Source organism: Microcoleus sp. C2D2 (genome assembly GCF_036702495.1).
GTDB lineage: Bacteria > Cyanobacteriota > Cyanobacteriia > Cyanobacteriales > Microcoleaceae > Microcoleus.
The window spans coordinates 56,352-78,851 of sequence record NZ_JAUBTO010000021.1; the positions used below are offsets into that span (position 1 = coordinate 56,352).

The window sequence follows — 22,500 nt, forward strand, 5'->3', positions numbered from 1 at the left end:
GGTTTTTATGGCTGTTGAATGGCGCTGACTAAGATATAGCCTTTCTCAGTAACATGAGGTGCTCATAGGGCATAGGGCATAGGGCATAGGGCATAGGGCATAGGGCATAGGACTCGCCCCCATACCTCACCACGCTTGAGAACCGCTATACCTAAAATTTTCTTGATATCCTTAATATAATATTCGCTTAGAGCGATCGAGATTACTTTATCCTGTAACTTTAAAAATTGCCAAATCGTGCCGATAGTGATTACTCCATAAATACTTTCAATTTCATTTTTTTGTTTTTCATTAAATAACTGTGCTGCTACCATTTCCGCAATACACTGCGCCAACCCCGATTTTAAGTTTTCATTCTTCGTCTCCATAAATTTATAGGACGGGCAAGATGCCCATCCCACAAGAAAAAATAACTCTTGTGGGATGGGCATCTTGCCCGTCCTAGTTATTTTTGCAAGAGGTCTAATAATAAAATCACAAAAGCCATTTAAACCTTGTTGGACATCAACCGTAAAGTCCACCCCCGAAAATAAGCTAATTTGACCCTTAAACTTGCGCCTAATCTCTAACAAAACTGGACTAATAATCATTTCTGAACGTGCTTTTTCCGTATTAATCGCCACCGCCAAATCAACATTCTCACCTAGAATTGTCACCAGTAAATCGCTACATTCTGCTTCCGGTACATCCGCAAACATTCCCGACGCTTCATTCACCGTCAAACCAAACCGTTGACTTACTTCATTTAACTTAAAATCGCTGTACGCCATTTGTTTTATCTCCATTTGCACTAAAGTGCTTACTACGAACTTGTTTGTAGTAGGCACTTCAGTGCCTTTATTGATATTAATTTACCTCACAAGTTTCTGCGGAACTAAATATGTCACCGCCAAAGGAAACAATCGCGGCGTTGGATTAGCAAATCTCGCCCTAATCAGATCCGTTTCCTGTTCAATCTCGCGAGGAATTTGCTCAATCCTCAACTTTAAACTATTGACATTTCGCTCAAATTGTGCTTTTTCCTCCGTATTAAATAACTCCAATTGCTTAAACTCCGGTTCAACAAACTCTTTTTCAATACTAAGCTTTAACTCAGTTAAAATAGCCGTAATATCCGCCACCTCTTTATCAGCCCGGTTCTGCAAATCCCGCTGTAAACTAGCAGTTCTATCACTCATTCGCGCCTGCAAAGTTTTCAGCAATTCATCGCCATAATTCGGCCAAAAATTTGCTAATTTTTGTTGAACGCTATCTGGCGCTGCGTCTGGTAAAACTGCATTTAACGCCCCTTGCAATTGCATCACTTTCAACCGGGTAAATTTCCCATCCTTCAAGATTCCCCCCGCCGTAATCACCTCTTCATGTAACCGTTGTTGGTCGGTTCCTAAAATCACCAATCTACCATAAGCAACCACCGCCGGAGTTTCCAACCCCGAACTAGCAGAAACTAACCTCGCCGTCACGCGATGCAAGCATTTTCTTTCCTCCCCAGACCACACCTCAGCCCGCAACAAGCGCAAACACATTTGTACTAACCGATGATTCAAATGTGCTAACACCACATTATCTTTACCCTGGGCTAATTCCGGGTCAAAAACAATGGGGCGAATCGCCTTGGTATGGGGATGGGCTAACCCTTCGCTACACATCGCCCAACTGCTTTTTAGGGCTGGTAAATAAAAAGCTTTTCCCTTTACACCTGCTATCTGAGTTTCTATCAGTGGCGGTTGTTCTGCTAACTCTAGCCCTATTTTTACTACTGATTCTATATTATCAGGAGTCAACCGTAAATTCTGGCGAGTTTCGTTTAATTGTTCCCGCAATTTATCAATCTGTTCTCTGACTTTGCGCTCAAACTTTAACATCCGTCGCACAGGTTCCGATTCCCGTTCAGATTTGCTAGTATCTAAAGTAGTCCGATATCCTAACATCGCTTCTTCTACTTGTTGGGCAATCACCATACCCACTTTACCCAAATCTTCTCTGATATTATTAACTTTTAAGGCCGCCCGCATTAAAAATTCTAAATCACCTTCTAAATCACCCGGTTTAGTTCCCGTTACCGAATTTTGTTTATAATCTTTGCCGACAAAATGATAAACTAAAACCTCCCGAGCTTTTTGTCCGTGACGGTCAATTCTGCCATTCCGCTGTTCCATCCGATTCGGATTCCAAGGAATTTCATAATGAATCAACTTAGAACAATAATTCTGTAAATCTAACCCTTCCGAAGCTGCATCAGTTGCGAGTAAAATCCGCACAGGGGAAATATCAGGGTCGGTTTGAAAAGCTGCTTTGACTTTTTCCCTATCTTCCGAAACCATGCCGCCATAAAGAGTCATCAATCTGTCTCCTTCGATTAATCTTTCGGCTGCTAATAAATTATACAACCATTTTTGAGTAGCGCGATATTCGGTGAAAATAATAACCCGTTGATTTGACCATTTCCCATTAGGTTTGATCTGAGTATGAATCCAATTCAATAACTCTTGAGCTTTGGCATCCGGTCGTTTGGCGGCATCTTCTGCCCATTGTCGCATTTCTTGTAATAATTGTTGTTCTGCTGCCGAAAGTGGGCGAAACAATCTGCTAGTATTAGTAATTGCTTCATCGGTTGCTTCTTCGTAAACCGCATCATCGGCAAATTCTTCTTCAACTTGCTCTAATTGACGGCGTAAAATTCCCTCACTTGGTCGTGATAAACTGGTAGCAGTCCGGCGACGGGCTGAAGTTAAAGATTTTTCGTGCTGGGCTAAGGTAATCGCAAAAGCTTCTGGTGAAGAAAACAAGCGTTTCTTTAACAGTTTTAAAACAAATTCAGTAGCATACTTTTCTGTATTATCTGCCACACCTTTACCGCGTAATTCGGTGTAATGTTTTAAAGCTGCGTGCGCCCTCCGTTCTCCGGCGGGATAATCTACTAAAATAGGTGCTAAATTCCGTACTGGAAATAAAGGCGAACCATCCCAGTTTTGCATCTCCTGTTTCAGTCGTCGCACCATGACAACTTGCAGTTGGTTTTTGTCAGGAGAAACACCCCTAGCAAATCTTTGGGAGTCTAACAATTCTAATAAAGCGGTGAAACTTTCGGGATAACCGTTATGGGGAGTTGCGGTTAAAAATAATTTGTGTTCAAAATGAGGAACTAATAATCTAATTGTAGTCGTTCGGAGCGAGTCAACTGCATATTTTCCGCCGCCGGATGGTGCGACGTTGTGCGCTTCATCGACAATCAGCAAGTCAAAACGGCGGGGATAGAGGGGTTCGCCTTCGGCGGGGAGGAGTTCGCGAAAAAGACGCAGGGGGCGATCGCGCTTGATAAAATCGATCGAGGTAATCAATCTGGGAAAATGCTGCCAAGGATTAACATGAATCCCGCGAGAACGCCGTAACTCCTTCATTAGATTACTATCCACAATCCGAAAATCTAAACCAAATTTATCCCGCATTTGGTCACGCCATTGAATTTGTAGCGCTGAAGGGCAGATAATCAAAATACGGCGGCAACGATGGCGAATTGTCAACTCCTGCGCGACTAATCCCGCCTCTATGGTTTTCCCTAATCCTACATCATCAGCAATTAGTAAGTTAACACGGGGCATTTGAATGGCACGCACAACGGGGTCAAGTTGATAATCTTCAATATCAATACCGCTGCGAAACGGAGATTGTATAGTACGAATATCAGCAGTTGAAGCGCCCCCCCAGCGTACCGCATCCAAAAAAGCGTCTAATTTAGCGGGTTCATCAAAACCTGTAGGTGGCGGTAGTTCCATCCGTTCGCGAATAAAAGCCCCCGGTTCTAATTCCCAGATTACCTGTAATTCTTCCCCCAAAGCATCATCTTCCACAGAGGAAAGCATCACCAGGTTTTGCAACTGCTGTAACCCTGGTAGCATGGGATTAACAGGTATGGCAGTTGGACGTATTTCGGTGACGACGTATTGGCGCGATCGCACTTTGACTAACTGACCCAGTTCTGGAATTGCTCTAGTTAAACTCATACCATCCTCTGGGAAACTTTGACACTACTTCCGTCTGTGTGGCACTGTTTTAAGTTGGTGCAACTTTTTTGGGTGAGATAAAGAGTGCGATCGCAACCTAACAATTTTCTCAGCTTTTAGTCCCGTATTGTTATTGTACCCGATGCTATCTTTATATAAACATTACTGTAATCGCCCTTGAGTACGATTAAAAAAGTAGCACATTTCAAGGGCGATCGTCTGGTCAGACTGCAAGCAAGTAGGAGTAGCTAGCGTTCGACGGTTTGCGCTCAGCCGGAACCGTCGAAGTCCGCAGGCATCGCCCTTAAACTCTAAAAGTGCCATTCAGCCAATATAAACTAGGCTTACTTAGTAACAAAAACCCGCTGCTTCGCACGACTACAACTCACGTACATAAGCTGATTGTGCGCTCGAATACTGTCGCGGTATTCTTTAACAAATTGAGGTTTTTTACAAGGGAAAACTTGAGCAAGATACAGCAATTTAGTAGCGACTTTCCTGCCGATATCACTGCTATCAATTCCCACCTCCGTGAAAGTAGAGCCTTGAGAATTATGTACAGTAATTGCCCAACAATTTCTCATATCTGCAAAGATTTCACAATGGTCGTACCATGCCTTCCATAAGCTCGGATTGCTTTTAGCATTTTGCAGCAACCTAGCATTGTCCTGTTGGAATCGGCGAGCGTCATTTTCGTGGAGGATATAGATTTGGCGTCGGTCGCCTGCATCGGTTTTAACCTGGAGATTCCAGGCTTTATAGCCACAGTACCTATCCTCTTGAAATTCGGCAATTTCCACTTCTGCTGATGTGGGCAGGATGACGGTTTTGCCGTCGGGAGCAATAACGGGAGCTTTAGCAATCAACCTCTCTCCAATAACAAATCTGGGAGCATTTTTCCCGTAGATTTTGGCTCGGATTTTGCTATTCCAGTAGGCGACGCGCTCGTTAGTGTAGCAGAGTATGCGAAAGCAATCAGGGTCTTGAAGGAAAGTTGAAGAGAACTTTTTTAAGGCGTATTTCAGCAGCGTTTTTTCTCTGACTAAGAAGGCTCCGTTTTTTTTATCAAAGCTGAATTTGGAGAAGGGTTTGAACGCCTCTTTGCTCTTGACAGACGTGCGGCAAGCTGTTACGAATTCTAGCAGGGGGCTGCCCGCACCTTGCCTGACGACCTCTGTTAAAACGGCTTTTTCAGGCACGCTGAAGGATTGAGATTTTTTCTCTTCTATTTCGCCATTATTAACAGGAGGCAATTGTGCGGGGTCGCCCATAACAATAAGCTGCCGATTGCTGCCGATGAGTAAAGCGCTAGCAATTCTTTCTTGAATAATATTCCACAGTTCTGCTGTAACCATACTGCACTCATCGAGAAAAATGGTGTCGTACAGGTGAAGGAAAGAAGGAGAAACTTGTTTGAGGATTTTATTTTGCCCCTGTTTGACTGGAGCTAACCCCAATAGCTGGTGGATGGTCATAAAGTCTACTCCTCTCAGTCCTTTTTCAGCAGCCATCCGTCGCAATACGCCTACAGCTTTATTGGTGGGAGCGGTGAAAGCGACTCTCTTTCCGGCGCTGACTAATTGTTCTGCTACCAGGTTGACAAGGGTTGATTTTCCCGTACCTGCATATCCAAATAGCCCGAATACCCGTTTAGAACTTGCTACAAATTGTTCGAGGAGTTGGAGGGCGTTGTTTTGTTGAGAAGTTAATTGAAAATTCGGTTTTACCAGTGTTTGAATCATAGGGTTGGTTTCTTCTACTATCTTTCAAACACTAATCAGCGGTAGCTGAAATTTACACAATAATTAATTCAGGACTTACGCAAGAACAACGTATTTCTGTCATTACGAGGGTCGCGAAGTAATCGCAAAGCCTTGTTACACCGTTACAATGCGTAAGTCCTATAATTGATGGAGACGATAATAATAACTCTAACAGGACTTACGCATAACCTCTATATGTAGGGTGAGCCCTAAGCACCTTACCGCTACCAAGAGTGTATTTAAACACTTGGGGCGTAAGTCTTGTATAATTTGTTCTGTTGATTTGACTGCTACTCAAATTTTACATAGTTAGGACTTATGCACCCATCAAAAACTCTCCCAGTTATCAGTTGGATTGATAACTAGGAGAAATTGTGGAGAAGCGGAGTTATTAATCTAATGCAGGTACTTTGACTAATTCGACTTCAAAATAAGCTTGACCCATCAATCTTGAGGCAAAACTGGCTGTTCTTGACTATCAAAAATAATCACAAATGTGCGATGTTTAACCAACCGTTGCAAAACCCGCAGATGCTCATCTGCATCGTTTCTCTTGCGGAATCGCGCCACAACAATACGCTGGCAATTAGGAAGTAAGCGAATTAAGCACCACGGGTGCAACTTCTCAAAATAGGTCATTTTAACCTCCTGATAACAGTAACAAATTGTGTTTGTGTTTGATTACCTGCCATTACCTTAATTGAAACAATATTGTCAAAGACAGGTCACGGTGATATTGACAATTGACTATATTTGTGCTGAAACCAGCTCAAATTATCTTTTGATGCTGAAAAGGCTTGATGTGTATAAAATCAAAAACAATAGTGGCGCGTCTATTTGGAAATGAGGCATTAGAAATCTCCTCAGAAACTCGCAGGGAAGAAGGGGAGAAGGGGAGAGGGGGGAGAAAGAGTTTCTTTGCTCCATAACGGGTGCTGGGCCTCCGTGAAACGCTTTGAAGTTTATCAATTTGAGAAAACACGGGCAATTGTTCAATGCACTAATTTCAAGCAGACGCGCCACTACTAATGCACGCTATTATCTTCAGAAAGCCGACATAGCAAGGTTGCCAGTGCCTCTGGAATTTCCTCAAAATGTTCCAGCAGAAAGTCCATTACTGCCAGATGACGCAAATCGACAGGAGTAGGAAATCTTCGATTTTTTCCCTTTTTAAACCAACCCCGCACTGTAGAATTAGAACGGGAACAAATAAAAGCGATTTCCTCGTAACTCACCGCCCACTTGCCATAAAACTGCTTCGGCGTCATTCCCAATTGGCATTGGCTGTAAGCTGCAATTAAATTACGCTCTCTATCGGTCAAAGTCTGTGGCTTTTTCATCCTCAAACCCCTCCAAATCTTCCTCTCGCGCCGTATCAAACTGACACCAAGCTGCGCTCTTGGAATTAGCAGCCAGCCAAATTATGTAGCACCACATCCAACAGTACCGGCGCGGTTCGCAGTTGTAAAATTTGCCAATAACTATCCCCCAATCAGCTTCTTCGCCAACACCCGTCCAGCGCACCATCTCGCCGCACTCAAAGCGCGGCGTGTGAATTTTTGCAAAATTAGCAGGCAATTCGATTGAAGGTGGCATCCCCTTCAAATCTCTTAGCGGCAGCGCCGAAATCAAATCTCGACTTCCTTTTAAGATTGACATAAGTTCATAGCTGTGAATCGATTGCACCTGACTTTTTTTGACAGGTTTTCAGGCAAATTTCTTGATAAAGAAATTGCAGCGCGATATTCCCCTAAATCAATCAACTGAAATCAAGCTGTGTAAATTCCTTTCTCCGGCATAATTGCCCTGTTTTGAAGTTAAATGCTAACCCGTGACCCGGGCAGGTTCCTAAATTAGGGTGCTTGGTATTTGGCAAAAGTTTATAACCTTTGTGGGGGCAAATATTACCAGGCAGCAAGGAGCAATTCGAGTAAGCTTCCTCCAAGCGTGGCAAGAAGTTGTAGTCTGCTGAAAGGATTGGTATATTGCGGTAGCACAAGCGCACCACTTGTTTTATTTCGATAACTTCACAAGCTAATTGAACTCGTGCTTGCCAATCTTCAGCAGTTTCCCCATCTGTGAAGAATAAGTTGATAAGTCGGTCATGCCAAAAGCGAAAGTCAAAGTGATAGTGGAGCGGTTCAAACTTGAGAATCTCTGCATCAGAGTGCGGTCGCTCAGGAAGTATAGGAATCCAGAAAGGGATGATTTTCCCTGGAAATCTTGATTCCAAACTGGGAGGACAACAGCTTTTAACGCATTGTACAAGCGCTCTTTCTCCAATGGCTACTACTTGATTCTGTATTTTAAAATTTGTAACGGAGATAGGCATAGTTTTTGGCAATTAATTAGTGTTGCTAGGAATTGGCACTAATACCAATCTCTCTCATAGGTACAAGGAAAGATTGCGTTCGCTTAATGGTAATGATTCTGTTGTCAAAAAATTTTATGGATGCGTTGCAAAAATCTTTGCAGTACAGAAATCGCTGTCCAATTACCTTTATTAGCAGCTTCGAGATATCGCCGGATCGAATCTTCAGTTAGTTGTTGGTCAAGCCAATGCCCCAATTCCACTAGCTCCTGCTTTTGTTGTTGATTGTGCCCTGCCAACAACTCAAACATCCCCAACTTCTGGAAAGTGGAAATGTCAAAGTTTGCCAGTTCTTCCTCAATCCTTTGCCGTTGCTGTTCAACTTCTTCGGGTGACAGAGTGGGCAGCGGCGGGTGCTGGATGTTGAGAAATTTCTCTACTTCTGGGTAATCTCCGACGTACATCTTTCCTTCCAAGCGATCGCACACAATTGCATGGGTGGGAAATTCATCATCGGAACCGAGGTGGTATGGTTCCAGATCGAGGGCGAGAGCGGGATGTTCAGTAAGTGGCTCGTACACGGCATAATAACTGAAGGTCCCTAACCCTCTACCATCAGTCCAAGTAGCTTTGCTGCCCATATAAAACATGGCGAAGTATCGGGAATCACCAACGATACCCACCATTTCTGGCAGCATGGGCGGTAGTGGTACTGGCAGTAAATTCAAGTTGTGTCCGTTCATGGTGAGATAGCATCCCTCTTTGAATTTTGTGTGGTTAATTGAAAGGGAGCCAGTTAACTGAAATAGAAGTCAATCATAATTCTTCACAGCTAACTGGCTTTTTTGAGGGCGATCGCCCGTGATGAAGACTTTCCTATGAATGTGAGAGTCCCTGCAAGTTGCTTCTGCAAGGTAAGTTCTTTTAAAGTGCGGGCGATCGCATAAGCTAATTGCAGTAAAGCTGAATATTGCTTTCGCGGTTCCGCTGCAAGCTGCTGCCTGGTTGGACAATTAGCCGTTGTAGAAGTTTCGTTAGCCCTTTCAAACGCTTGCTGGCGAAAGAGTGAGAATTGTTTGTGCTGCTGAGATTAATGCAGCGAAGGTTGCCATCTGTTCTTGTGCCTCATCCATGAAGGCAATAGCTGGATTTTGGGCAGAAGTGTCCATCATCAACCGCTTTTAAGAAAATAGGTGAATGCGTTCGTTATTGTTAAGAATGGACGCAACTTAAATGAGCAGGTCACTCCCAATAGCGGCGATAGCCGCTCTTTGACAAGGCCAAACCTGTCTTGTACTGTTGACACTCCCCGGTCTAAAGACACGCGGATTCTTAAGACATTTCGGTCTTAATATCCCTATTACTAGGGTTCCCAAACTCACCACAAAAGCTATTTGAGTGTGGTGATACATTTTGGGCGTTTAGGTGCTCTTGCACCAGGTTTCGTGGAGTCCCCACGTACCACGAGCAATGCTCTATCTCGAATCGTTTTTGCAGCTCCGATATCGGCGTGTTGGTAATAGCCGCATTCCACACAGATGAATTTTTCTCCATCTCTATTCGAGCGCTCTATATGACCGCAATTTCTGCATTCTGTGCTGGAGTGTTTGGGATTGACTTTAATGGTGACTTTTCCTTGCTTTGCAGCCAGATACTCAATCTTTAAAATCAATTCACCCCAACTTGCGTCTGATATCGAACGATTTAAACCTTTCTTTCTCGATTGTCCGTTTTTGAGGAACCTCCCTGTCTTTTCGTCAATTTTTACGCGACAGCGACGCCTCATCCCTGAAATATTTAAGTTTTCTAGGGCGATCGCATCTACGTTGCGAGATACTATCTTTTTGGCTACTTTCCATTGATAAGCGTGACGCCGTTCACTAATCTTTTGATGCAGTCTACCTAATCTTTTAGCTGCTTTTTGGCGGTTTTTGCTACCTTTAACTTTACGGCTGACCCTTCTTTGTCTGATTTTTAGGGTGCGTTTAGCTTTTTTGTTAGTTGCAAATTTCGGGTTGTCTATCTGGCAGCCATCTGATAAATGAACTAATTTAGTAATTCCCATGTCGCAGCCAATTATTTTGACAATTTCTGACTCTTGTTTAGCTTTGTAGTCGGGAACTGACTTATCTTCAATTCTGATGGATGCGTACCAACCATTTTGCCGTTTTCTCACTGTACAGGCTTTGATGGTAAAACCGTCAGGGATGGGACGCGAGTTGTGGAATCGCATCCATCCTAATTTAGGGAGATAGATCTTGTTGCTTTGTATTTTTACACCCATGACAAAAGTGAAAGATGTAAAATTACTGCGGTTTTTGAATTGAGGAAATCCTCGGCCTTCAAAGAAGTTCTTGTAGGCAGTGTCTAGCCGTTTAACATTCTGTTGTAAAACTGTTGAGTCGATCTCTTTGTATCAAGGGCGAGATTTTTTTAAATCTGGTAGTGCCACGATCTGAATCTCGCCTGCACTGCGACGAGGATTTTTGATTTGGGATTCTCGATCGGACTCACGTGAGTTTAACTTAGAATCTTTCCACGGGTTGCCCGTTGCACCATTTTTACTGACACAGCAGGTTAAGGGAGCAGCTTCACTGTGAGTTCTTATATCGCAGTAATTGCCGAGTATGAACTGTTGATTGTATTGGGCGATTCGATCGTTGAGACACCAATTATAGTGGTTGCGAAGCATATCGACCCAGTTCGACATTTTTGCATCTTGCGTTTGATTGGGGCGTAGCTTGTAAACGTAGTTGGAAAACATCGTTTAAATCACCTCCTAATTGGTTGAACTGTCTTTATTTTAAATTTTTTGACTGCAGCAAGTCAAGTAACCTATTATGTTACTTATTATCCGTTTTATCCGCTGCACTTCGTTGAAGTGTTTGTGTGCCTGCCTCGATAAAAGCCGTCGGAGAACGACGGGGTTTTCCACCCAATTTTTTGATAATTTTGTCAGTTCACTTTTCCGACTCTAAGTGAATATCCCTAGATTTTTACAAGGGTTTTTCACCAGAAAATAGCTTAATTTTTTTAGCTGTCTTTTAAATAAAATAGTAGTCGCTACCAACAATATTTACCCCAAACCTCTAACTTTTTAGGGGTAAATATTGGCGGTTTGTGGGTGTAATGACAATCATGATTCCGGTGTATTTACTGCTGGTGTCGCACTGATAAGTACCTTCGGTTTGTTGATTGGTGGAGCATTTTTAATGATTTGGGCATTTCCTAGCATTTGCAGCAGTAAGTATATATCTATCTGCCCTTTGACTGGTTCTGTAAGATAGTTTTTATGGAGTTATGGGGATTACGTCAATTACAACTCAAGAGTCAGGAAAGCTTATTCACACCTCACTCTTGAGCAGGCGGCTCAAACCAGTCAGGATTGTCGCGGATAGCAGTTGCCTTTGTTTTAGCTAAAATACATCCGGCAAGAAATGGGTAGCCATCGCGAGCCTTGCGTCCAAATATCGCCTCAATTCAAAGAAGACTTACGGGAGAGCCCTTCAACTGTTGAAACAATCTGGCGAACCAAAGTCGCGATAGCTTCACTTCAGAATCCCGAGCGCCTTGACAAGCTGTTCCGGCTGCACTTCTAAATAGCGCTGGAGGCTCGACAAATTTTTGTGACCTGATATCTCCATAATTACCCGCAGTGGCACCCCAGCATTGCTCAAGTTCGTCAGTGCTGTCCGCCTCATCGAATGTGTGGAAGCTCCCTTAATTCTTACCCGTTTGCAAGCTTCTTTAAAAATCAAGTCTGCCTGAGAGCGTGTCAAAGGCTTCGTACCCTCTCGCCCCGGAAACAAAAAACCCGCATCTGGATTGTAAGCCAATAAAAACTTAGCCAACATGGGATGTAGCGGCAGCGTTCGCGTTGCTGACTTGCCCTTAGTTGTCGCTTTCCGCAGCGTCACCACACCGCCAACAATGTCCTGAGTTGTTAAAGCTAACGCCTCTGAAATACGACAGGCACAATAAAAAGTCACAGCAAACAAAAGCCTATCCCTTGCTGTAACAAAACCCCGGTCGAACAGCCTAGATATTTCGGCGGGCGTCAAAATCTTAGCACGCCCGTTGCCTTGAACCTTCACGGCGCAGCCCTCCAAAATGGAAGCTCCCTTATTATTGGACGAAAGTGTCCTTTCGTCAAGTCTGCCGAAAAGCTTTTATCGCTTGATGGGCCACTTGCGGGGCGCTGCGCCTCCGATGCCGGAGCCCGCGTCCTTTATTGCAGTTAGATTGGCTTTTATTGCTACTCAACTGACTTAAATTCTCAGGAAAGTTGATAATTGGCAAGGTGGCGATCGCGTCTATGAGGTCTCGGAAGGTAACAGGTTTAATTGCCGCCATAACAGTACGCTCAAATAGAAGTGGCGCTTGTAATAATTTGATTATACTATTTTTTGATTCACTTTGCAAGTTGTTTTGCTAGTTTTGTTCCCCTTTAATAAAAAATTAGGATTTTATTGGAAAATCGCTTATTCTGGTCAAAAGAACTGCCCAAGCCTTACGAAGGCTTGGGCATTGTTATAAGTTTCGGAGGGTAAACGAGTACGCTGGTTGGTTGAGAAACTTTTCGTTCGCTGCTAGGACACTGAACGCGCACTTTCACCTAGTTCGGAAGTAGCAGATGCTAGGGTATTTGCAATCACCGCTTTGGGAGCAAGCTTGAGGATGATAGGCATCACAATTAGGGGAGAATTTTCCAGCCGATTTTTGATTTGAGCCTGCAACCATTCAATAGAGGAATCAGAGCCGTTAACTTTTTGCTTGAACCCCAGTTCTGGCGCAGCAGCTTTGATGGCGCTAGCAATTTTGCGAGCAAGCCTCAAGTGAAATCAGCGAAGTATTAACGGCAGGAAGTGAGGTTGTGCTTGCGCCTGAATGTGCGGCAAAATCAATTGGTTTTGCTGGTTTGTTTGGTGTTTTTTTGCCTGTGGTCTGATGGCGAGTGTGATGGGAGCTGGCTGGTTTCTCAATTTCAATTGTTGCTCCATTTACCTCGCTGTTGGCACTGTCAGATTGCGCTGCGGCTGTTGCCACATTTACTTCAGTTCGATTGTTTGTGAGTTCTTCCGATTGGACTGCTTCAGGCTCGTGCAGGAATGCTGAGGCTAAGCAAAAAAGGGTGGTAAAAAGGAAAGGCGGAAATAGTACATCGTTAATAGTTTCGATAGTCATCTGAACAAAAAACTCCCAATCAAATTTTTCGCGGTAAGCATTGCTAACCTTTTTTAGATTGCAACAGTTGACAACATGGTGCAGCATGGCTACACGGGCTGAAGAACCGGAGAATTAACTTCATCCTTTTGGATGATTAACTGAGGAGAAATCCACCTAATCTGATAATTTATTCAACGATCCCGGCCTGCTATACAAGGATCTAAGCGGTTTCAGGAAAGCGAAAAGTTGTGTTTTCTTTCTTTGCTCACGCCTCGCGCGTGACGGGCGCCAATGCGAACGGGACATTGGCGGATGAGCATTCAGTCATCACAATTAGCACTCTCTGCGGAGAGTGGTTTCAGTAGCTGACTTTTTTAGCTGCTCCGCGACGGTAGGCGCGGAGGTTAATCAAAAATTAATCGGACATTACCGATTTTACGGAGTGGTGCGTCCGTGAGAAAGGCAATGGAAAATTTTCCATCATCGACAAGCTGACAGGAGGCGCGCGATCGCGCGGCCTTCCATCCCACAGAAATGGAGTTCAACTTGGACAGTCACGTTGTCTAACACGATCCGCAAATTGCCTTTCGGCGTCATTATTCCGTTTTTCGGCTACGCAAGTCGTTACGGGGAACTCGCCTCACTTTCGCCCAGGGTTGGGCGTTCGGTCAGTTCAACAGTGGGGCAAGGTTGGTCAGCAGGTGTTGTGGAAGTCTGCGGCTCGATGGGTAGAATAGCGGGATTGGGCAGAAGATCGGGGCTATCGCTCACTGTGGCAGCCTCCTTGTCACTATTGCCTCGGACGCTAGACGCGCCTGGAGGTGCTAGTTCCATAGTGCCAATGCGGTCGGGCGGTGCAGTCGGTTTTGGCACGCGATCACCGTATAGCGGGTCGCTATCCAAGTCTGAATCGTCACCTGGATCTAACTCACCCTCCAATTTACTGTTGGCATCGTCACTTGGAGCTAACTCACCCTTCCATTCGCTGTTGGTATCGTCACTTGGATCTAACTCACCCTTCCATTCACTATTGGCATCGTCTCCTTCACCGCCTAACTCGTCGGAAATTCCGACTTCGTTCCGACCATTTTCCGACAGATTTTCATTGCCTACAATTGGCTCTGGCTCAACTTCTGAAACCTCATCGATGTCAGAATTCCGACAATTCCGACACATTTGAGCAGGTGGCGAATCATCTTCTATTTCTGATTCGCTCATCGTCGGCATTGCAGTAGCAGGTGGCGAATCCTCTTCTATTTTCAATTCGCTTGCTGTCGGCATTGCAGTAGCAGGTGGCGAATCCTCTTCTATTTCCAATTCGCTCGCTGTCGGCATCGCAGTAGCAGCTTCCGATACCGAGGCGCACATGGATGATGCCGGACTCACCCATTCATCTTGTAAATTGCCGTCGCGTCGCGCTGGAGTGTCGGAATTGCCGGAATAGCGGGGGAAAGGGGGTTCAACGTTAACCATGGCAAGTGCTTGGGCCATTTCTGGGATGCCGGAACTTTTGCCGGAATCTGTCGGAATTCCGACGCGAGTTTTAGATAATGGAAGCGCTCGAATGCGGAGGTCTTTTCCCTTGCCAGAGAGAAGTGCATACCCGTTTTCTGTGAGAACGGCGAAGTTGGAGCGAATTTCAGCTAATGTGGGTTTGCGCTTGCACCGTTTGAAGACGCTGTTCTGGATTTGAGCGGCTGAAACCTCCTCCCCCTTCCGCAGGGCATAGGTGTAAATTAAGGAGAGATGGGCTCCGGCCGAATCGGAGGCGTGGTTATTCGTTTGCAAGATGCGGAATTGCCCGATGCTGAACTTAGCCGCCGCGATCGCCCGCTCTAAGGTATCGAGGCCGACGCGCAGCGGGTCTGGCTTTTCTTCGTACTTCAATTCCATGCAGTGCAGCAGGAGGGCTAACCTCAAGGTTTGAGACAGCATTTTGCCCAAATAGGCATAAAATGCTGGGTCTTCAAATTCCACTGCTTGTTGGTTGCGCCTGACTTCTTCCCACCACCGCTTCCACCGCAGATGAGCCTCGGTCGTAAACGACAGCAGGACGGGGGGCAATTCTCCACCTTCACTCGCGGCAGACAACCCCGCTAGCTCTCGAAGATCGCCGTGGAGCGATCGCAGGTGGTCGTACAATTCTTGCAATTCCCCGGAGATCGCAACTTGCGAGTCTGACCAAACTGCAAAGTTATCAGGAGTTGACGGCACCGCTATTAAAAAGCGGCTGATTAGCCCGTCGCCGTCATCGGGGTCGCTAAACAATTGTTGGACTTTGGATAATTGAGTAGCCCCTGTCAAATTCAAGCACAAATCTTTAAGTTCAAAGGCATCTTTATCGTCAGCCCGTTCAAATTCAATATCTGCAGGCGAGTTCCACATTTGTAGCAGGATTTGCCGAGTATCTCCCCCCTTGTCTTTATACTGATCCAGCTTCAACAACCGCACCAATTCGTCGAAAACCCAAGCGCTACCAGTCCTGACCGGGAGTTCGCTCATCCGCCGCAGAACACCTTCGGGACTTCCTGCTTCAATAAGTTGCTTGGGCACGGGGGGAGGCATTGAAGCTTTAAAGACTGCGGGATTTGACGGGCTATTTTTGAGTTTTTCTTTCTCTTGAGTAGATTTTTGTGGCCACGCTTCTTCCAGCTTTTTTAAGTTTTCTTTGAGCCGATTGTATGCGGATTTGGCTTGCTTGTAACGCTGTTTGACACTACCAAAAACTGAGCGCATTGTCTGGCTTTTGCCAGCAGAAGCTAAAGCAACTACCATTGTCCAGAAGATAGGATACTCTACCCAACTGTCGGCTATTGTTGCACCTTCTTTGCCAATCATTCCAATATGCCCCCCCATTTGGCTACCGCAAGCGGAGAGGAGGTACTGGTAAATGTAAATGGGGTCGATGCGGTCAGAAGCGGCTTTAGTCAAAATTGAAGCGGCTAGAGGAGCGGGCAGAATTTGAGCGATGTCTAGTTGCTGTTGGCGGTAATTGAGGATTTTTTTGAGTTTTTGAACTTCTTGTGCGTGAGTTTCTCCGTAGCTAATATGAGTTTCTACTTCGGTGGCTAAATCTTTGACTCCTTTCAAAGGAAACCTTTCACGGGCGGATAGTTCAATTAAAGCCGCTGTCTGTTGGGGCGGGTTGATTTCACTGTTAATAATGTCAGTGACGCGATTGTACAAGTAGTGATCGTTGTTGGATCTGTTGACACCGGAGCCGTTGGAAGAGGAACCAGGATTAGGTTCGCTGCCGCCCGTGCGATCGCCCTCTTCAGAGTTTTGGTTAGCAAGATTTAGTTCGCTCGTATTGCTAATGTCTTGGGAATTTTGAGTTGCTTTCTGCTGTCCATTTTTTTGAATGTCGGCTGCACTGTGCCTCTTAAATGGTGAAGTCCACCCATCCTGTTGAGCCCAGTAAGCTAGCGTGCCGATGCCCACCCCACTGCTTTTGAAACTCCTCCATTTTTTGTCGCATTCTCCCGGCTTGTATTTGGGGGATTGGCGGCTCCACTTGTCCCATTCATAGAGGAGAGAATCATCGATGGAGTTGAGAACCATCCCCACGCCGCACCATTCGTCGTAGTTATCGGCGCGGCCGGGAGACAGAGCAGCTAGGTAGGATAGCGCCCAATCGATATCAGTCCACTCCGGTTCTGGGCGGTGAGTGCGGTGTAGGTGTCGCTGGCGGGGGGCGGGAGCGGTAGAATTGGCTTCAGCTTCTTCTAGAGCTTTTTCTAGAGGGAGGTGTTCAGAATTTTCTGATTCCCCCAGCGGTTCGGTCAGCATTTGTTCAACGATCCACTGCGGGGCTAATGCCACACTCGTTTCATCGGGAGCGCAGCCTTTGAGCCAGACGTACTCGCCAGTAGTCGGGTGGACGCTATTCGGCAGGCAAGATTGCAACCCCGCCCAGCGGAGTTCGAGCTGTTCGCCTTTGCCGTCGTCTCCGATAGCGTCTGTGGGGAATTTTTTGGTGCGGATAGCTCCGGCGTATTGTTCTGGGACTAGGAATAGGTATTGGCAGCGGCCGGGCCGATTGGAGGTAAATGCGACGGTGTGGGGTAATTCTTCGCCATCGGACAGTTCAAGGATTTTCGCTCTAGCACTAGCTCCGTCTTGGTCTACTGCCATTAAATAGTAGGTGCTCCCGTTGGCAGCGATCGCAGTTCCAGTGATCAGCCCATATCCTTTGGGGTAGCAGCGGTATTGAGTGCCGTCGGCTCTATCTACCATTTGTCCAAGAGTTACAGCTTCTTTCATTTGGGCGGGACTGAGCGGTTTTTGCTGCCAGCCCGTGCCTTGAGGGACTTTCCTGCCGTCGAGCAGGCAGAGTTGCCAGTCTTGAGGAATCCGCGACAAGCCCTGGTACAGGCGGGTGCTTAGGTCGTTGTAGTGCATTTTGGCTCCTATTCCAAAGGGTAGAGGAAGCCGAATGTTGGAGCAGCAAATGTCTTAAATACTAGAAATTCTAAGACACGCCTATTGATTCAGTGCTTCTAATGGTTTAATATGGAAAAACCATCAAAAGCTGGCTTCAACAAGTCGGCCAGAGATGTACCACCATCAAAAGCTGGCTTCAACAAGTCGGCCAGAGATGTACCACCATCAAAAGTTGGCTTCAACAAGTCGGCCAGAGATGTACCACCATCAAGAGTCGGCTCCAACAATTCGACCGATAGATGTGATGTACCGCCATCAAAAGTCGGTTAAGTCCGACCGATGGAAGCACAGTCAAGAGTCTGCCCGATCTGGCAGTTAACTCTAAGTCAGATGACAACTTCAGTAGTTCCGGTGGCGATCGCTGTCAAACAGCCGTCGGTGTTTAATGTCTGGGAAGAGTTCAGTTCAGAAAAAAATCAGAATGGGGATTCTAAGGTTGTTTTTCTGTACAACTGTATCTCTTCCACTGGTAGAATAGCCTCACTTGCGATTCAGACTAGGATTAGGGTGAGGCCAAATTTTTAGAGGGTGTGATAAAAGTATTTATCATTTAACCAGCATATAGCCAAGTTTAACTTTTATCAAGTAAAGAATTGTTACGTTTTGGGTCAAAGTATTAGTGGCTATCATTATCCCCTCTAAGGCTAGCGATTGGAATTTAGATTAAGTTAGGCGAATCATACTATTGACTGTAAAACGAGTTATTCTGGTATAATACAGGCGAGACAATTATGCCTGCGGCAACTCCTTAGCTATTAGAAAACAGGAATGTCAACGAAAGTAGAGGAAAATTTAGCGTTCGATAGTGGAATCCAGAAACGTCTCGGTCAGTTAATAGAGGCGTTGGTGGAGGATGAGCGCGTTGGTAGTTCTAGGGAACTAGGAAGGATTACAGGAGTTTCATTCAACACGCTGGTGAACTGGAGCGAGGGCAAAGCCGATCCCAGATTGCAAAAGTTAGTCCAGTTTGCCTATGCGATCGGTTGGTCTATGACAGAGTTGATGCAATATGCGGAAGGGGATGAAGATCCGTATGAGGCGATCACTCGTAAAAAAAAAGCACGACAGCAGAAGTATCGGAAAGCGTCTTAACAAGAGAAAAAGATCCATTTATTCAATATTTCAATGCCACGGTAACTGCCGAACAAATTCAGAAGCGCGACTTATTTTTACAACGTATTAAAGCTGATTTATTACCGGATATAACATCCCGCAAAAGGCTTTATGTCTTGTTAATAGACAGCATGGCAGTTAAGGGTATTTCAGAATTAGATATCTTTGAAAAAACTTCCATTACAGAAAAATTACTGTCGAAGATTCGGAATCTCGACATGGAATTTCAGTTCGGTCGTTCCTACTTAGAACAGTTGGCGCCCTATCTTTTTCAAGTGAAGGATTGGGAAGAGTTAAGACCTGTTTTTAAGGTGCCATACATCTCTTATCAGGGGTGGGTTGATAATCTGATTGAAGACTTACAAGTGGCTGAACCCCTATCTATAGCTATAGCTTCAATGAGATAGTTCCTAAAAAATGACCGATAAATTTGAGATGGGAAAGTAGGAACTGAGGTCAAACTTAGAGTAAAATAACCAAGTTTGGCGTTGCTGAATTGGGGTATGGTTTAGCAATCGCGTGCGGTGAGTAATGCTCGATAGGAATAATTAATTGAATATGGAACGGGAACATCATTTCAGCCAGGCCCAAAATTCATACATTTGAGCATCTCAGCAAGCATCTTGTCCTTGTAGTTCAAGATTGCCTGATTGATTATATGCAACGTGAATTTTATTTTCAACATATTCAAGAGGCACGTCTTGGAGAGCCCATGCAGTTTCACTCTTACGAACTGTTAGCAGAAACAGGGAGCTATGGCATCCAACTTAATAAGCGTTCGAGTACGGATGCCAATAGAATTGTACAGTGTCTCGGTCTACAAACCAGTCCAAGAGTAGAGCTTGAGGCAATGTTAAGGCAGATAGAAAATAAGTTACCGCAAAGCGCTTTGTTGTCTGTAGGGCTGCCATTAGCAGTTTCTACACATGAAGACGTTACCGATGACAGCTAACGTTCTCGATCGACACTTCGGACAGTTTTAGAGTGTCAACCATAGAATGCGGGTTTTAGCCCGAGCTCAAAGCAAAACTACCAACAAAAAATCAAGGATTTCAGGCTTTGAGCTAAAAACTGTCCGGACTATTGCTTGATACGAAGTTGAAATTTTTGGTTGAGCAAACGGATTTAATTTCCTGGAGTTCGAGTTAAAAGGAGAGCTTATGAGATGGCGTTTTTGGAATTTCATACAAAGGTTCGCGGCTCAACCCTAACTGCCCTAGTGAAATAACAACAGACATTGATAGATTAGTTTTCTCAGCAGCTTTAGCAATAGCTGTGCCATTTCGAGCTAGAGCAATGAACTCTCGAACTTTGAAGACAACGGGGTCATTGGGAGGCGTGTAACCTCTTTGGATGGCAATGTCTAATCCCCCTTCGATGTCCCTGAGCGCCGCCGTTCGATTGTCTGCTAAAGTTACGCTTGGCTCCTGCCCGGGTACTACCGTAGAGATGGCAATGCCATTATTAGTAGGTTGCCCGTCCCGGTGAACGACATTAAAGGTATAAAGGCGTTCAATTCCTTCTGGAGAGCGAGTTTTAATGAACAGGTTAGTAATGTTTGCTGTTGTAGCGCCAGGGAATTGTAAGGGTTGAATCGGTTGGACAAATATGGTTCTAGCTTGGTTAGTTTTTAATTCAGCATCAGTGTTAAAGACAGCCCTGGACGGATCTGCCAACCGGATGTACGTAATGACTTCACCAGTCTGGCTAAAGTCAATAACGCTGGAACGGCCAGACCATACTTGAAGGTTGGTAGTTGCATTTGTTGCTGCATCTCTTCCTACAATTTTTAGCGCCGATGTTTGAGCTTGCCCAATATTGACATTGCTGAATGCAGTGGCAATTAGTAAGGCAGGAGAAAGTAAAGCCAGACGAATTTTCCGAGTGAGTTTTTTCATGGTTATATTACCTCCAAGATTTTTGTATAAAGCCCGGTCTGAGTAAGCCGAGTCATGGAAAGAGGAAGTCCAAGAAGTGATTCTTGGAATTTCCGTTCTTTTAGGGCGGGGAAGATGTCAACTCCGTTATCTCTGCACTGTGACAAAGGCATTGACGAATACTGAAACTTTAGTTCCTTCTGGTACGATCGCCACGTTGCCTCGCTTCAAAAGTTCTTGCGCGTCGCGATCCGCTCTTTCTCGCAGCCGTTGGGCAGTAGGTGTAAAGAATCCCTCTAAAGCGGCTGCTAAAATGTTAGGTTCAGACGAGGTTGTTGTTTTAACAGCCGTACTTCCAAAAAAGCCGCTCTGCTGGCTGAAAGTTTCTTGGGCTGGTCGATTAATTATTTCTCCTACCCGCCCTAAGCTACCGAGAATTCCTACTAAAATATCAGCCTTGGCTATTTCAGAACCTCTGTCAAATAAACTGTCGGCAATGAGAGGTTGGTTATCGATTCCGCGAATGATTAAGTATCCGGGAGGAATGGGTACTTGTTGGATGCGGCCAGCAGAATCGGGGTAAACAAGCGCCACCACGCTTTGAGAAACCAGTCGATTTCCGCGCGTGACATTTTCTACTTGAGTAATTAAGACGGTGCCAGATGGTAAGGCGATCGCCCCATCAGTTGCCATTATGTCCTCGGTCAATTGGACGGCAAACCTTCCGGCTGTCGGGCTTTGACCTGCTTCGTCCCAAATCATCGGCACGATTACCTTGGCAAGAGCAGATGACCCGATGGGTATCTCTCTTATTGCTGTGCTGCCTTCACTGTTTTCGCCGGCGGTCGTGCGGTTGAGGATTCCAGCTTCTCCAGGGCTCATGACCTTGGCGTTTACAGCCGAGCCAGCAGCTCCAATTGCGATCGCGGGTATCTCTTGCATTGGTGCAGCCGATTGTGGGCTTTTTGGCGAACTGACTAGAGCGCCAGTCCAGTAAAAAAGGTTGACAAAAAGCAGGAAGTATGATGGGCTAGAAAAACTAGCCCAGTAAGTGTGTGTGATCGATGTGGAAAGTACGCTCGTAGGGGTTGTTCGCGATCGAGAGATGTTGTGGATTGCCCCAAGTGCGTGAGTTAAAAGCAGAGCGATCGCCCGTAGCGGATTGTTGATATTTGAAGGTCAATTTCTGAGGCGCACGATCGGGTTAGATAAAAAAAACTATGGTGAACTACCCAAAAACCAAACAATGCGCCCACCAACATGGAATCCCCCGATTGAGTTGTCCGCACAAGAACAAAAGGTAGCCAAACGCATCCGCTCGGCTAAACTGTTCTTATTCTTAAGAAAAATTCGCCACCAACTATTCGATCGGGAATTTCAAGAAGAACTATCAAGTCTGTTTAAAGACTCTACAGTAGGAAAATGTCCGAGCGTACCAGGACAAATAGCTTTAGCAATCATTCTGCAAGCTTATACAGGAGTTTCAGATGACGAAGCAATCGAAGCAATGCAAATGGACAGAAGATGGCAATTAGTGTTGGATTGTCAAGATTGCGAACAAACTCCATTTGGCAAAGGTACTTTAGTCAGGTTTCGCGCAGCATTAATAGCGAACGGTGGCGCTCGGCGACTCGTAGAAAAAACAATTGAAATCGCCAAACAGACTCAAGGATATAGTGAACGTTCCTTAAGAGCTGCCCTAGATTCAAGCCCTTTATGGGGAGCAGCAAGAGTAGAAGATACTTATAATTTATTAGGTCATGCACTCAGAAAATCCTTGGAAATAATTGCCAAAAACACACAGCAAGATTTAGCATCGATCG

Annotated in this window: 21 protein-coding genes; 4 read left to right on the plus strand and 17 right to left on the minus strand. The window is 45.2% G+C overall.

What is annotated here, in order from left to right; genetic code table 11:
* Nucleotides 1-62 precede the first annotated feature (62 nt).
* The 15 genes from QUB61_RS09800 to QUB61_RS09870 form a co-directional block, all read right to left on the minus strand.
* Nucleotides 63-770 carry a hypothetical protein gene (locus QUB61_RS09800; protein ID WP_333127714.1) on the minus strand — a complete coding sequence of 236 codons (708 nt, stop codon included), beginning with the start codon at nt 768-770 and terminating at the stop codon, nt 63-65.
* A gap of 81 nt (nt 771-851) precedes the next feature.
* Nucleotides 852-4,004 carry a DISARM system SNF2-like helicase DrmD gene (gene drmD, locus QUB61_RS09805; RefSeq protein WP_333127716.1) on the minus strand — a complete coding sequence of 1,051 codons (3,153 nt, stop codon included), beginning with the start codon at nt 4,002-4,004 and terminating at the stop codon, nt 852-854.
* 344 nt (nt 4,005-4,348) lie between these two features.
* On the minus strand, nt 4,349-5,746 hold the full coding sequence (locus QUB61_RS09810; protein WP_333127718.1) for an AAA family ATPase: 1,398 nt from the start codon (nt 5,744-5,746) through the stop codon (nt 4,349-4,351).
* Between the two features lie 465 nt (nt 5,747-6,211).
* The gene (locus QUB61_RS09815; protein ID WP_015211718.1) at nt 6,212-6,406 is read right to left on the minus strand and encodes a hypothetical protein; all 195 of its coding nucleotides are present in this window, start codon (nt 6,404-6,406) and stop codon (nt 6,212-6,214) included.
* Between the two features lie 386 nt (nt 6,407-6,792).
* Nucleotides 6,793-7,107 carry a hypothetical protein gene (locus QUB61_RS09820; protein WP_015211720.1) on the minus strand — a complete coding sequence of 105 codons (315 nt, stop codon included), beginning with the start codon at nt 7,105-7,107 and terminating at the stop codon, nt 6,793-6,795.
* Nucleotides 7,079-7,426 carry a hypothetical protein gene (locus QUB61_RS09825; protein ID WP_333127720.1) on the minus strand — a complete coding sequence of 116 codons (348 nt, stop codon included), beginning with the start codon at nt 7,424-7,426 and terminating at the stop codon, nt 7,079-7,081. Before QUB61_RS09825 ends, QUB61_RS09820 begins: the two co-directional genes overlap by 29 nt.
* Nucleotides 7,427-7,526: 100 nt before the next feature.
* The gene (locus tag QUB61_RS09830; RefSeq protein ID WP_333127722.1) at nt 7,527-8,099 is read right to left on the minus strand and encodes a hypothetical protein; all 573 of its coding nucleotides are present in this window, start codon (nt 8,097-8,099) and stop codon (nt 7,527-7,529) included.
* Between the two features lie 104 nt (nt 8,100-8,203).
* Entirely contained in the window at nt 8,204-8,821 is a 618-nt protein-coding gene (locus tag QUB61_RS09835) for a hypothetical protein (protein WP_333127724.1), read from the minus strand.
* Between the two features lie 300 nt (nt 8,822-9,121).
* Nucleotides 9,122-9,250, minus strand: a complete 129-nt coding sequence (locus QUB61_RS09840) for a hypothetical protein (RefSeq protein WP_333127726.1) — start codon at nt 9,248-9,250, stop codon at nt 9,122-9,124.
* Nucleotides 9,251-9,468: 218 nt separating this feature from the next.
* On the minus strand, nt 9,469-10,485 hold the full coding sequence (locus tag QUB61_RS09845) for a transposase (RefSeq protein ID WP_333127746.1): 1,017 nt from the start codon (nt 10,483-10,485) through the stop codon (nt 9,469-9,471).
* A 9-nt stretch (nt 10,486-10,494) separates the two neighbouring features.
* Complete coding sequence (locus QUB61_RS09850) at nt 10,495-10,788, minus strand: hypothetical protein (RefSeq protein ID WP_333127728.1); 294 nt, start codon at nt 10,786-10,788, stop codon at nt 10,495-10,497.
* A gap of 838 nt (nt 10,789-11,626) precedes the next feature.
* Nucleotides 11,627-12,172 (minus strand): tyrosine-type recombinase/integrase, encoded by a 546-nt coding sequence (locus tag QUB61_RS09855; RefSeq protein WP_015211723.1) that lies wholly within the window; start codon nt 12,170-12,172, stop codon nt 11,627-11,629.
* Between the two features lie 495 nt (nt 12,173-12,667).
* Nucleotides 12,668-12,913, minus strand: coding sequence for a hypothetical protein (locus tag QUB61_RS09860; RefSeq protein ID WP_333127730.1), 246 nt, complete (start codon nt 12,911-12,913; stop codon nt 12,668-12,670).
* Complete coding sequence (locus tag QUB61_RS09865) at nt 12,888-13,262, minus strand: hypothetical protein (protein ID WP_333127732.1); 375 nt, start codon at nt 13,260-13,262, stop codon at nt 12,888-12,890. Before QUB61_RS09865 ends, QUB61_RS09860 begins: the two co-directional genes overlap by 26 nt.
* A 606-nt stretch (nt 13,263-13,868) precedes the next feature.
* Entirely contained in the window at nt 13,869-17,645 is a 3,777-nt protein-coding gene (locus QUB61_RS09870; protein WP_333127734.1) for a DUF3987 domain-containing protein, read from the minus strand.
* An 810-nt stretch (nt 17,646-18,455) separates the two neighbouring features.
* On the opposite strand from QUB61_RS09870, the gene QUB61_RS09875 reads away from it, so the two are divergent.
* The 3 genes from QUB61_RS09875 to QUB61_RS09885 all read left to right on the plus strand — a co-directional run bounded on the left by QUB61_RS09875 (nt 18,456) and on the right by QUB61_RS09885 (nt 19,752).
* Entirely contained in the window at nt 18,456-18,779 is a 324-nt protein-coding gene (locus QUB61_RS09875; RefSeq protein ID WP_333127736.1) for a helix-turn-helix transcriptional regulator, read from the plus strand.
* Between the two features lie 152 nt (nt 18,780-18,931).
* Nucleotides 18,932-19,207, plus strand: a complete 276-nt coding sequence (locus tag QUB61_RS09880) for a lipase (RefSeq protein ID WP_333127738.1) — start codon at nt 18,932-18,934, stop codon at nt 19,205-19,207.
* A 305-nt stretch (nt 19,208-19,512) separates the two neighbouring features.
* Nucleotides 19,513-19,752, plus strand: a complete 240-nt coding sequence (locus QUB61_RS09885; protein ID WP_333127740.1) for a hypothetical protein — start codon at nt 19,513-19,515, stop codon at nt 19,750-19,752.
* Nucleotides 19,753-19,945: 193 nt separating this feature from the next.
* Here QUB61_RS09885 and QUB61_RS09890 read toward each other — a convergent pair whose 3' ends face one another.
* Together QUB61_RS09890 and QUB61_RS09895 are read right to left on the minus strand one after the other, a co-directional pair.
* A complete protein-coding gene (locus QUB61_RS09890; RefSeq protein ID WP_333127742.1) occupies nt 19,946-20,698 on the minus strand; it encodes a hypothetical protein in 753 nt (250 codons plus the stop codon).
* A gap of 126 nt (nt 20,699-20,824) precedes the next feature.
* On the minus strand, nt 20,825-21,619 hold the full coding sequence (locus QUB61_RS09895; RefSeq protein ID WP_333127744.1) for a hypothetical protein: 795 nt from the start codon (nt 21,617-21,619) through the stop codon (nt 20,825-20,827).
* Nucleotides 21,620-21,923: 304 nt separating this feature from the next.
* Between QUB61_RS09895 and QUB61_RS09900 the strand changes: the two genes are divergently transcribed.
* Nucleotides 21,924-22,500: transposase (locus QUB61_RS09900; RefSeq protein ID WP_333189927.1), on the plus strand; the 577-nt coding region annotated here is incomplete at its 3' end.